General features: G+C 51.6%; 11 protein-coding genes. 4 read left to right on the top strand and 7 right to left on the bottom strand.

All coding sequences use genetic code 11. From position 1 onward, the window contains the following. Complete coding sequence (locus tag M2406_RS25585; protein WP_012147503.1) at positions 1-1,092, top strand: glycosyltransferase family 9 protein; 1,092 nt, start codon at positions 1-3, stop codon at positions 1,090-1,092. A 64-nt stretch (positions 1,093-1,156) separates the two neighbouring features. Here the strand turns inward: M2406_RS25585 and M2406_RS25580 are convergent, their stop codons facing one another. The 5 genes from M2406_RS25580 to rfaD are packed head-to-tail and all read right to left on the bottom strand — an operon-like array spanning position 1,157 to position 6,185. Further along, positions 1,157-2,326 (bottom strand): O-antigen ligase, encoded by a 1,170-nt coding sequence (locus M2406_RS25580; RefSeq protein WP_259191871.1) that lies wholly within the window; start codon positions 2,324-2,326, stop codon positions 1,157-1,159. After that, the gene (locus M2406_RS25575) at positions 2,310-3,212 is read right to left on the bottom strand and encodes a sugar glycosyltransferase (protein WP_115183527.1); all 903 of its coding nucleotides are present in this window, start codon (positions 3,210-3,212) and stop codon (positions 2,310-2,312) included. The genes M2406_RS25580 and M2406_RS25575 overlap by 17 nt, the downstream gene beginning before the upstream one ends. Next, a complete protein-coding gene (gene rfaC, locus M2406_RS25570) occupies positions 3,212-4,183 on the bottom strand; it encodes a lipopolysaccharide heptosyltransferase RfaC (RefSeq protein ID WP_112363652.1) in 972 nt (323 codons plus the stop codon). The genes M2406_RS25575 and rfaC overlap by 1 nt, the downstream gene beginning before the upstream one ends. A 2-nt stretch (positions 4,184-4,185) precedes the next feature. Beyond that, entirely contained in the window at positions 4,186-5,232 is a 1,047-nt protein-coding gene (gene rfaF / locus M2406_RS25565) for an ADP-heptose--LPS heptosyltransferase RfaF (protein WP_012147499.1), read from the bottom strand. Positions 5,233-5,255: 23 nt separating this feature from the next. After that, positions 5,256-6,185 carry an ADP-glyceromanno-heptose 6-epimerase gene (rfaD, locus tag M2406_RS25560; RefSeq protein WP_012147498.1) on the bottom strand — a complete coding sequence of 310 codons (930 nt, stop codon included), beginning with the start codon at positions 6,183-6,185 and terminating at the stop codon, positions 5,256-5,258. A 240-nt stretch (positions 6,186-6,425) separates the two neighbouring features. On the opposite strand from rfaD, the gene kbl reads away from it, so the two are divergent. Then, on the top strand, positions 6,426-7,622 hold the full coding sequence (gene kbl, locus M2406_RS25555; protein WP_012147497.1) for a glycine C-acetyltransferase: 1,197 nt from the start codon (positions 6,426-6,428) through the stop codon (positions 7,620-7,622). A gap of 9 nt (positions 7,623-7,631) precedes the next feature. Next, positions 7,632-8,657, top strand: coding sequence for an L-threonine 3-dehydrogenase (tdh, locus tag M2406_RS25550; RefSeq protein WP_135344803.1), 1,026 nt, complete (start codon positions 7,632-7,634; stop codon positions 8,655-8,657). Positions 8,658-8,760: 103 nt separating this feature from the next. Here the strand turns inward: tdh and adiA are convergent, their stop codons facing one another. After that, positions 8,761-11,046 carry an arginine decarboxylase gene (gene adiA / locus M2406_RS25545; protein ID WP_259191869.1) on the bottom strand — a complete coding sequence of 762 codons (2,286 nt, stop codon included), beginning with the start codon at positions 11,044-11,046 and terminating at the stop codon, positions 8,761-8,763. Positions 11,047-11,177: 131 nt separating this feature from the next. Here adiA and M2406_RS25540 point away from each other — a divergent pair, with 131 nt between their 5' ends. Continuing rightward, positions 11,178-11,408, top strand: coding sequence for a hypothetical protein (locus M2406_RS25540; protein WP_259191868.1), 231 nt, complete (start codon positions 11,178-11,180; stop codon positions 11,406-11,408). Here the strand turns inward: M2406_RS25540 and M2406_RS25535 are convergent. Next, positions 11,403-12,359 (bottom strand): divergent polysaccharide deacetylase family protein, encoded by a 957-nt coding sequence (locus M2406_RS25535; RefSeq protein WP_012147494.1) that lies wholly within the window; start codon positions 12,357-12,359, stop codon positions 11,403-11,405. The two genes, M2406_RS25540 and M2406_RS25535, sit on opposite strands and share 6 nt — an antisense overlap. Between the last annotated feature and the right edge of the window lies 1 nt (position 12,360).

The raw sequence follows: 12,360 nt of genomic DNA, 5'->3' as shown, positions 1-12,360 counted from the left end.
ATGTCGAAGCAATGGAAATTAAAGTTGGCGAATGCTTGTCTCCGACTTTATACAAAACTTGGTAGTAATTTTAAAGATAAGCGTTCGTTTGATAAAAGCCGTGAGTTTGATCGTATCGCTATTTTCTCGACAACCGCGCTGGGCGATTTGATGTTTAATACTCCGGCGATTCGCGCTATCCATGAACGCTATCCCGCTGCGGAGATTACTCTGGTCTCAAGTCACAAGAATAGAGGTCTGGTAGGAACTAGTCCTTATTTCAGTAGTGTGATTTATTGGGATCACAAAGCAAAAGATATGCTCAGCGTGATCTGCCAGTTGAAGAAAAAAAGACCGCAACTGGCAATAATTCTGCACTCTAAAGCGCCTTATGATGTCATCACTGCGATATTCGCGGGTTGTGAATACGTATTTAAGGACGTCTATAAGAACGATTTGGCGGGCATGGACCAGTGGCTGACGGGCATTAGCATTCGTGGCAAGGATCATTTGATTCAGCGTAAACTGGAGCTAGTGGGGTTATTAGGCTGTGCTACTGATAACCGAGAAATGTTTATCCCTGTAGATTTTCCGCAACAGCAAAAACAGCTGAATAAAATTGTGGTGGGCTTCCAAATGGGGGCTTCTGAATCACTACGTTGTTGGCCGGTGGCCAGATTTGTCGGCTTGGCAAAAATGCTGCTGGCGCATTCTCCAGATTACAGTATCGCCCTGATTGGAACGCCGAAAGAACAAGATATTGAGTGTGAATTTATGGCGGGGTTAACGGCGGAAGAGCGAGAGCGAGTGGTCAGCTATATTGGGAAAACTACCTTACCACAACTGTTGGCCGTGATGAAAAACATGGACGTACTGGTTACCGGCGATACCGGTCCGTTACATCTGGCTATTGCGTTGAAAACGAGAACTGTCAGCCTGTTTGCGAGTGCGAATCCAGAACAAACGGGGCCCTATCAGAATCCTGAACTTCATCGGGTGATACACGTGCCGGTAGAAACACAGCCGCTGGGAGCAGAACAACGTTATCAACCCTTAAGCATCATCACCAGTCATGAGGTGATGGAGAAGGTAATAAAGGTGCTCGGTGAATAGTTAAAGGTATCGATAATTATACCGGCATAGCGCCATCATTTATAATGATGGCGCTATTTGTCCATTACGGTAGGTGAGATTTCAGTCTGGTGGACATAATGACGCCCAAAGGGAACCAGAATAGATACCATGATTCAGATGGGTTACCTACGATGAACATGCCCTGCGAGGTATAAAATAGCAGCATGAAAATAAACAGCGCTGCTTCCAATCGCATGCCGTTGTGCCGGCGTCGCAGTGTTAATATGCAGCCATAGCCCAAAACCGCGAATAACATACCCAATCCGACTAGACCACCCTTCAGTAATGACCCCAAATAAAGGCTGTGTGTAGTGGTTATATTTTCACCAGAGTAATTGGTGAAGGCCAGCTCTGAATTGAAACCATAACCAAAATAAGGTGCTTGGCTTACCAGGTCGAAAGTATGAAGCCAGATGCTAAAACGTAAGAAACTCTGCACATGTATCTCTTCAAAACGGGCTAACACTAATTGCCCAATTTCGGATGAAATAATAGTTATCCCAATGGCTATCAAGGCAATGAAGAAACAGGCGACATGTTTGAGTCTCAAGTGTTTATAGGGTAATACCACCAGCATCGCAATCAGTAAGGAAAGCACGGGCCCACGGCTTTGAGTGAGCAACATCGTGCCTAAAAATATTGGAATGGTGAGCAAAATCATCCGACTCTTTTTTTCGCGAAATATGATCAGGCTTAGTATCACCCCGATTCCGGCTAACCCTGCCAGATCAATCACATTTTCTGGGCCTGGATTACTTTTTGATACTTGTCTGCTGATCAAGATATCGTGATAATCAAAAGTGATTGAGAACAGGCACAGGCTCGCCAACCCTAAAATAACAAATGTAAACAATAAGTTACGTTGATTCCCATTAAGTATGGATATCAGCATGGCTAAATAAATTAACAGGTAAACGCTGTGCGTCAGGGTTGATTCGATATTGGCAGGATCGTTTGACCACAGGTTGCTAAAAGAAAAGTAAAGAAGCATTGCAGCAGTAAGACCCAGGCCGCGACGGATTTCATTGCTGCGGAAGAAAGTCAGCCGAAAGTCTTTATCGAAATAAAGAGTAATGACGAAAAAAATAGCTGAAAGATGAAATAAATTATTAACTTTCGTATAGCTATAGAAAATAGCGCTGAAAAATGAAAAAAGGAAAAAAAATACTACATACAATTTTTGTAGGTAGTAAGGGTTATTTGAATATTTCATCCGGGTCGACCTTGTCGAAAATATCATTACTGATAGCACTGGTGATGGAAAGGTTTTTTATAATAATATTCTTGGCCTTCATCAATTTGCTGGCATGGCTGAAAGAAGGCATAACTTGCACGGTAACCTTGTTTTCGAGCTGAGTTGGCAATTTATTATCTGCAGCCTCATAAAATCGCGGCTGGTGGAAGTTATTCATATCCAGCCCAATAATATACAACCGTTCAAAACCTAAGAAAGTCAGGATCTGTAAAGCCCAGTAAGCTACTGTTCCAGCGTCGAAGACGCCGCTGCGAATATCATGATTGAAGGCAATATCCTTTCGTTCAGTGGCGAAAATGACATCACGATTATCTTGGTAGACTGACCAGAGTTCATCATTGGTAATTTTGGGTTGATAGATTTTGAATGCAGCGTCCTCTATCACCGCAAGACGGCATTTCACTCGCTCCAGCCCGAACCTGTCGATGATCTTAGCCACGCTGTGCACCGTGGTAAACAGCGTCAGCCGTTGATCATCGATAATATCGCTGATGATCTCCGGTTTTTGATCTATAAACCCAATATCGACAATGACATAAAATCTAAAATCCACTCGATCGTGCAGAAAATAAGCACCATTGACGCCCATTGCTGGCATGCTCGGAAATTTTTCCAAGCGAAGATTTTTCACCGACGGACCGGTGGCTGTTAGCAAGATATCACCAGCGAATTGTCCCTTTAAATCGGCTAACTGTTCTAGCGGCACATGTTGCTTTTTGTACCGTAGTTCGACGATTTCTCCGCTGGCAGCGCGTTTAATCTTTACGTAGGGCCAGAGATTTTCGTTATGCCGAAAAGGACGAGTATGAGTATAGCGATATATCTGCTTGAAGAATGTTCCCATTATACGGTCATCCTTTCACAAATGAGCTCAGCAACTTTTTGTGCAGTAATGTCCGCCATACTGTTGCCATGAGTGGGACGGCAGGCAAACTGATTCTGACCGTAACCGCCGATCAATCCTGGATCGGTGGGGCCGAACAGCGTGATGTTCGGCCTGTCTAGCGCGGCGGTCAGATGGCTGAGGCCGGTATCAACCGAGACCACGCATTTCGCACCGGCCAGCACTTCGGCCACCTGCTGCAGGCTGAGCTTGGGTAAAACCTCGACGTGCGGAAAACCTTCTGCCATACGCAGTGCGCGTTGACGCTCGTGCTCTGCGCCCCAAGGCAGTTTGATCTTCAAACCGGTTGGCTCAGTTAACGCAATCAGCGCACGCCAGTGTGTTTCCGGCCAGTGTTTCTCATCGCGAGTGGTAGCATGTAAAAACACCAGATACTGGCCGGCATCGGCCGGCAGATGGCTGAGAAAACGGGCCGCAATGGCGTAATCGCCGACGCTGTCGGGTTTTTCGTAGCCCAGGCTTTTGGCAAACAGCTCGCGCGTACGCTCAACGGCATGTTGCTGTTTGTCGATATCGTAGCGATGGTTGTAGAACCAGCTGGCGAAGGGCTCACGGGCGCTTTTGCTGTCCTGACCGTGTTTGCTGCCTTTGGCGATGCGGGTGATCAGCGCGGCGCTTTTGATTAGCCCCTGGGCGTCGATCACCGCGTCGTAATTTCGTTCCTGCACCACACGTTTAAAGTCGCAACGTTGCTGGCGAGTTTCGCTGCCAAACCAGTTTTTTCGCCAGCGGCGGATTGCCACCGGGATCACGCGGTCTACCGCCGGGTGCCAGGTGGGAATTTGGCTGAAACCTTCCTCTACCACCCAGTCAAAGCGAATGCCGGGGATCGCCCGCATCGCGTCGGTTAACGCCGGCAGCGTATGGAGCACATCTCCCATGGAGGAAGTTTTTACAATCAACACCTGCATGTTTATTCCTCGCTGGCGGCAAGTAACGGCGTCAGCGCGTCCAACACCTGCTGTGGCTGAATATCAATCAGGCTCTGATGGTAACCCTGATCGGCATCGCCTTTGCGTATCTTATGGTAACCGCTAATTAATCGGATCACTTTGGCCTTGTCGGACAGCGGCGGCGTGAAGTCCGGGCTGCTTGGGCCGTACAAGGCAATCAGCGGCTTATTCAACGCGGCTGCTACGTGCATCAAACCTGAGTCGTTACTGACCACGGCCGAACAGGAAGCCAGCAGGATCACCGCTTGCTCAAGCTGGGTTTCCCCGGCCAGATTCATGCAAAAGCCACGGGAGTCATCATCCAGCGCGGCCCGTATCTGCTCACCCGCTTCATTATCCTTGGCGGAGCCAAACAGGGCGATTTGATAACCCCGGTCGATCAGCTTCTGCGCCAGAGCGGCATAGTGATAGTGCGGCCAGCGTTTAGCCGGACCAAATTCGGCGCCGGGGCAAAAGCCGATAATCGGCCGATGATCGGTCAGGTTGAAGGCGGCGGTAGTTTCGGCAATCTCTTCGTCGCTGACCTGCAGTTGCGGCCACAGTAGCGGCTGCGGCAGATCTTCGGCGCGCTGAATGCGTTGTTTATCGTAGGCCAGTGCCACGTAACGCTGCACCATCAGCGGGAAGGCGGCTTTGTCCAGCAAGCGAATATCATTCAGCACGCCATAGCGCATTTCCCCGCGCCAGCCGGTGCGTTGCGGCACCTTGGCAAAGAAGGGCACCAGCGCAGATTTGAACGAGTTCGGCAGCACATAGGCGCGATCGTAGCCGTTGGCTCGCAGGGCATGCCCCAGTCGTCGACGTTCACCGAGTGCTAGCGCACCGTGGCCCAGTGGCATCGACAGGGCCTGATTGACCTCTGGCATGCGCGCCAGTAATGGACGACACCAGGCCGGTGCCATCACATCAATTTCTGCCGTCGGGTGCTCGGCCTTCAGGGTGCGGTAGAGACTTTGCGACATCATCATATCGCCAACCCAAGAAGGGCCGATAACCAGTATTTTCATACCCTACGTCAAATCCCTTCAGCTTAAGCGGTGCGGTTTAACCAGGCCATGTACTCTTTCACGCCTTCGGCGACCGTTTTGAACGGCGCGTCATAGCCGGCAGCGCGCAGTTTGGTCAGGTCGGCCTGAGTGAATGCCTGGTAGCGACCCTTCAGTTTTTCCGGGAACGGAATGTTTTCTACCGCACCTTTCTGGTGGAAGTCGACCACGGCATCGGCGACCGCCTGGAAGGTTTCCGCACGGCCGGTGCCGCAGTTGAAGATGCCGGATACGCCGCTTTTCAAGAACCACAGGTTCACTGCCGCCACGTCGCCGACGTAGATGAAGTCACGCTTGAAGTCTTGACTGCCGTCGAACAGTTTTGGGTTCTCGCCACGGTTGATCTGGCCGTTCAGGTGGAACGCCACGCTGGCCATGCTGCCTTTGTGGCCTTCGCGCGGGCCGTAGACGTTGAAGTAACGGAAGCCGCAGATCTGTGATTCTGCCTCAGGCAGAATTTCACGGACATATTGGTCGAACAGGAATTTTGAGTAGCCGTAGACGTTCAGCGGTGCTTCAAATTGGCGCTCTTCGATAAATTCTTCGCGGCCGCCGTAGGTGGCAGCAGACGAGGCATACAGGAACGGGATCTCACGATCCAGGCAGTAGTGCAGCAGGTCTTTGGAGTACTGATAGTTATTGTCCATCATGTACTTGCCGTCCCACTCGGTGGTGGAAGAGCAGGCGCCCTCATGGAAGATGGCGTCGATTTCGCCCAGATCGTCACCGGCAATGATGTTGGCGATGAAATCTTCTTTATCGATATAGTCGGCGATATCGAGATCAACCAGGTTGGCGAATTTGGTGCCGTCTTTCAGGTTATCTACCACCAGGATATCGCGATACCCTGTGTCATTCAGCGCCTTAATGATATTGCTGCCGATCATGCCGGCGCCACCAGTGACGATAATCATTGGGTTACCCCTGTTATTCTGCCCGGTGGGACAGGCTGTCCCACACACAATGTCGCTTATAATAGCATTTCATGTCGTCGCAAACATCGGACGGGCTCCGAATATCCCGCGTTGTCGAGTGCTGTAGCACTTTGCCGTGATATCTGCTGCAATTTTCATATTCTCTCCCGCAGATTCTCGTCAGTTTGGTTACAAATCAGTAAAATATGTTGAAAACAGACCAATCCTGGAGATAACCGAATGTCCGCGTCTTTTTATCAGCAGTTGGAACAACAACTTGAGACCACCCGCAGCGAAGGTTTGTTCAAAGAAGAACGCATTATTACCAGCGCTCAGCAGGCGGATATTGCCGTTGCTGACGGCCGCCATGTGATCAACTTCTGCGCCAACAACTATCTTGGCCTGGCCAACCACCCGGCAATGATTGCGGCAGCCAAGGCCGGTATGGACAGCCACGGTTTCGGCATGGCGTCGGTACGCTTTATCTGCGGCACCCAGGACAGCCATAAACAGCTGGAGCAAAAGCTGGCCGATTTTCTCGGCATGGAAGACGCCATTTTGTACTCCTCCTGCTTTGATGCCAACGGCGGGCTGTTCGAAACCCTGTTGGGCCCGGAAGACGCGATTATCTCCGATGCGTTGAACCATGCGTCGATCATTGACGGCGTTCGCCTGTGCAAGGCGAAGCGCTACCGCTACGCCAACAACGACATGACCGAACTGGCCGCGCAGCTTGAGCAGGCGAAAGCCGACGGCGCACGCCACATTATGATCGCCACCGACGGCGTGTTCTCAATGGACGGTGTGATCGCCAACCTGAAAGGGGTGTGTGACCTGGCAGACCAATATCAGGCGCTGGTGATGGTCGATGACTCCCACGCGGTCGGTTTTGTCGGGGCCAACGGGCGCGGTACCCACGAATATTGTGAAGTCATGGGGCGCGTCGACATTATTACCGGCACCCTGGGCAAGGCATTGGGCGGCGCTTCCGGCGGTTATACCGCAGCGAAGAAAGAAGTGGTGGAGTGGCTGCGTCAGCGTTCGCGCCCATATCTGTTCTCCAACTCGTTGGCACCGGCGATCGTTGCCGCTTCGATTAAAGTCCTGGAACTGCTGGAGCAGGGTGACGCATTGCGCGACCGCCTGTGGGCCAATGCCAGCCTGTTCCGTGAAAAAATGACCGCGGCGGGCTTTACGCTGGCCGGGGCCGATCACGCCATCATCCCGGTGATGTTGGGTGAAGCAAAACTGGCGCAGGAATTTGCCAATGCGTTGCTCAAGGAAGGCATTTATGTAACGGGTTTCTTCTATCCGGTGGTGCCGAAAGGCCAGGCGCGCATCCGTACCCAGATGTCCGCCGATCATACCCCGGAGCAAATTGAACGTGCGATTGCGGCGTTCATTCGTATCGGTAAAGATCTTGGCGTTATTGCATAAGGTAAAACCATGAAAGCATTGTCAAAACTGAAAGCGGAAGAAGGGATTTGGATGACCGATGTGCCTCAGCCGGAGCTGGGCCATAACGACATCATGATTAAAATCCGTAAAACTGCGATCTGCGGTACCGATGTTCATATTTATAACTGGGATGAATGGTCACAGAAAACCATCCCGGTCCCTATGGTGGTTGGCCACGAATATGTGGGTGAAGTGGTCGCCATCGGCCAGGAAGTCAAAGGCTTCACCGTCGGTGACCGCGTTTCCGGCGAAGGTCATATCACCTGCGGCCATTGCCGTAACTGCCGTGGTGGCCGTACGCACCTGTGTCGCAACACCACCGGCGTGGGCGTGAACCGTCCAGGCTCATTTGCTGAATATCTGGTGATCCCGGCGTTTAACGCCTTCAAAATCCCGGACAATATTTCCGATGAGCTGGCGTCTATCTTCGACCCGTTCGGCAATGCGGTTCACACCGCGCTGTCGTTTGATCTGGTTGGCGAAGACGTGCTGGTTTCTGGCGCCGGGCCGATCGGCATCATGGCGGCGGCGGTGTGCAAGCACGTTGGTGCCCGCCATGTGGTGATCACCGACGTTAACGAATACCGCCTGGATCTGGCGCGCAAAATGGGCGTGACCCGTGCGGTGAACGTCAGCAAAGAAAACCTGAATGACGTGATGGCCGAACTGGGCATGACCGAAGGGTTTGACGTTGGGCTGGAAATGTCCGGTGCGCCACCGGCGTTCCGTACCTTGCTCAATGCGATGAACCACGGCGGGCGTATTGCCATGCTGGGTATTCCACCGTCGGATATGTCGATCGACTGGAATCAGGTGATCTTCAAAGGGCTGTTTATCAAAGGGATTTATGGCCGTGAGATGTTTGAGACCTGGTACAAGATGGCAGCGCTGATCCAGTCTGGTCTGGATCTGACACCTATCATCACCCACCGTTTCTCAGTCGACCAGTTCCAGCAGGGCTTTGACGCCATGCGCTCCGGTCAGTCCGGCAAAGTGATTCTGAGCTGGGATTAGTTTTTAAATCCGGGTTTGATGTGGGTAAAAAGGGCCGGAATTTCCGGCCCTGAATGCGTGCTCAAGTATTAATTGCACGGGCCATGTATGGTGCTTCAGTCAGTTAGGATTTAATACACAACACCTGGTACTCGCCCTTATCGGTAATGGTAATACCTGCGGTTTCGTGTTCAAACCCTGCGAAGGTGTCATCCCATTTTTGCAATGCGAGCAGGTAGGCAATTTGTGCACTTTCCTTGTCGCCCACGCGTTCACCGAACTGCTCACCGGACATCAGCATAGGAATGCCGGGTGGGTAAGGGAGAACCGCATTGGCTGCTATCCTGCCATGCAGGTCCTTAAGGCTGACCGGTTCAACGTCGTAGTGAACCAGTTTTTGGTACGCGGCACGCGGTGTTAATACCGTTGTTGGCAGAGCGTCATAGGCCTGGTTAAGCAACTTGCCGAGGTCATCTTGTTTCAGGAAGGCAAACATCTTATCGCCGAGATCTTTCAGACCCAGGGCGCCATACTCCGCGCTGTATTTTGCTGCGAGATCCGGCAGCACTTCGGACAGCGGGGTGTTGGCGTCATAATGACGTTTAAAGGACAGCAGCGCTTCCAGCAGGGTACCCCATTTCCCTTTGGTCACCCCCATAGAGAACAGGAACATCAGTTGGAAGTCGGTGGTGCGGGTTGGCACAATGCCGTTGCGGGCTAACCAGGCATTAACCAATGCTGCCGGTACCCCGGTATCTTCCAGCGTACCGTCCACTTTAATGCCTGGAGCCAGGATGCTGACTTTGACCGGGTCGATCATTGCCCAATCCGCGTCGAGATTTTTGAAACCATGCCACTTATCTTCTGGCTTCATCACCCAGTAGCTTTGATCGGTAGCCAGAGCCTCTGCGGGGATATCTTGGAATGGGACGTCTTTTTCTTCCCCGGGTTTGCGACCTTTTTCGATATTCCAGGGTTTAAAGAACCACTCTTTCTTCGCCTTGAATTCAGTATGCAGGCGGGCTAATGCCTGACGGAAGTCCACTGCTTCATTGATGGCCTCTTGGGTCAGCGATTGGCCTGATTCGCCATCCATCATATTTGCAGCAATGTCGTTAGACGCGGCAATGATATAAGACGGTGAGGTGGTGGTGTGCATCATATAGGCTTGGTTAAAGCGCGGGAAATCTAAGGGTTTCTTACCGTTACGGATATGGATATATGAGGCGGGTGACAGCGCATTGAGCATTTTATGGCTGGACTGGGTAGCGACGACCGTTGATAAATCCGAGGTATGATCTTTTGGGTCGCCGCGCATAGCAAAGTAGTTGTTATACATCGGGTTAAAGCGTGCATAGCCGTACCAGGCTTCATCGAAGTGAACTACTGGGATAAAAGTCCCCTTACCCTCGATAATTTTTACTACCTCTGTCGCATTATAGCAAATGCCATCATAAGTGCAGTTGGTTAACACAAAGTAATCAACTGATGTGTTGCCAAGTCGATTATGTTTCATTTTATCTAGTATGGCAGCAGGGGCCATCTCTGATTTTGGCACCGGGCCGATAATCCCATAGGGGTTGCGGCTGGGGATCATGTAGGTCGGTGTAGCACCGGTGAGGATCAGCCCCTGCTCGATCGATTTATGGCAGTTGCGGTCAACCACCGCCCCACGATCTTCGGTTAAGCAGGCCTGCATCACGCTGCGATTGGAGCCAGAGGTACCCACCACGCCGGAATAGGATTTTTCAGCGCCAAACACGCGGGCAATATTTGTTTCGCTGTCTTTGAAAGAGCCGGTGTGATCCAGCAATGAGCCCAGCGCGGTTCGCTCGATGCCTGAATCGGTACGAAACAGGTTCTCGCCATAGAAATCGTGAAATACGCGGCCGGCCGGCGTTTTGGTAAAGCCCACCCCGCCCTGGTGCCCTGGCACCGCCCAAGAATATTCATGCGTCTGGTTATATTTCATTATGGCCGACATCAGCGGCGGCAGTAGCTGCTGTCGATAGCGTCTAATGGCGGCCATAATGCGCCCGGCGATAAAATCAGCCGAGTCTTCCAGGATCCAGGCGAACTCACTGATTTGTTCCATCATGTCGAGGCTGAGTTCTTTGGTGACGGTGCCGCGGTCGCTCAGCAGAAACACTGGTGCATTTTCTTGGCGCTCATGCAGTTTATCCAATAATTTCTGTGCGGGATCGGCTGCTTTCTTATCGGGCATGCTGCGGGCCAGCAGCAGACAATCAATGGGTTCGTTAGCGTCAATAATGGACTCACCGTCCTGCAAAGAAGTGGCGCGCATGACTTCAACATCACGGCCATTCAACTGCTCAATCAGGCGTCCAATGGCGGCGGTGGGGTAACCGCCCGGTGTTGTAAACTCGCTTTCTACCAGTAATGCTTTCATATCAATAAACTCCATTTATGTATTGATCGTTGTTTAACCTATGCCTGTTTTGCCGACGTATTATTGATATAGATTAATAAAAATTAATATTCGCGGTGGTTATTAATGTTTTTGCGATCATGTGAAATGGAATGATTGGTATGGTTTTGCATTTAAATTATTTGATTTATATTGTTTTTATTGCTTTGCTTTCTACATTTCTGCTATTTAAAAATGATATTTTCATCATCATAATTAAAGAATTATTAATGAGTTTATCGGGTGTGATGATCGAGGTTACGGGCGGCGTGAGGGGATTTCAGAAAAAGAAAAGCGACAAGCAGAGCCTCTGCTTGTCGCCTGTTTTAGCGGGAAACTTATGACTTGGTTTGTTCCGGCCCTGTCCAGCGTTGCCACTGGCGTTGAATAAATGTCACGGCGGGTGACTGCGCTACGCTTTCGCCGATCACGCTCATCACCTTGCCGGCGTTGACTTTTTCTTTCGGCAACTTGACCTTGCACTGCTTGATACCCCCGGTGAACGGGTTCTTCGGCTGCGGTTTCGGCGGTTTGGCCACTGGTGGGACGTAACTGCCACCGCTGCTACCTTGCGGTTCATTCAGCAGGGAGCTCGGTTTTACCAGTACGATATCGGCCGGCAGCGTCGGCAGCATTTGCTGCAACACTCTTACCGTTGCCGGGCGCGGGTGGCCAATGGCGATGGCGGAACCATTGCGTCGTGCCAGCTCGACCGCGCGGTTGAACTGACGGCGGATGTCGGCTTCGTTGGCGGTATCGTCCAGGAATACCTTCCGCTTGATCACCTTCACGTGTGTGCCGGCGGCAGCGCGGGTAGCCTGGCTATTGCCAATGGTCATGCTGTCGAGGAAATAGAGCTGGTAACTGTCGAGCGCCTGCATCACTTTCTGCATGGCCGGCAGGCTGGAGGTCATGGCGCTGCCCATATGGTTATTCATACCCACCGCATAGGGCACATTATTGACCGCATTGCGGATAATGCGCTGGATCTCTTCGCTGCTCATGGAAGGCTGCAAAGTATCGCGTTCCAGCGGTTGCTTGCTGAGCGGTGCCATCGGCATATGGATCAGCACTTCGCGGCCCTGACTATGGGCGCGGGTGGCCATTAAATGGGCATGAGGGGCGTTGGGCAGTACGGCGACGGAGATAGCCGTCGGCATCTGCAGCACGGCACCTTCCTCATGCGGGCGATAACCCACGTCATCGATAACGATGGATAACTTCCCTGCCTGTGCGGCACAAACCTGCAGCAGACAGCCAATCAATACGACAGTACGGGTTTTGATATAGCGCAAA

Origin of the sequence: Serratia sp. BIGb0163 (assembly GCF_024809935.1) — a bacterium.
GTDB lineage: Bacteria > Pseudomonadota > Gammaproteobacteria > Enterobacterales > Enterobacteriaceae > Serratia > Serratia quinivorans.
Note: the sequence above shows the minus strand (reverse complement) of the source record. Positions and strands in the feature narration are given on the sequence as shown.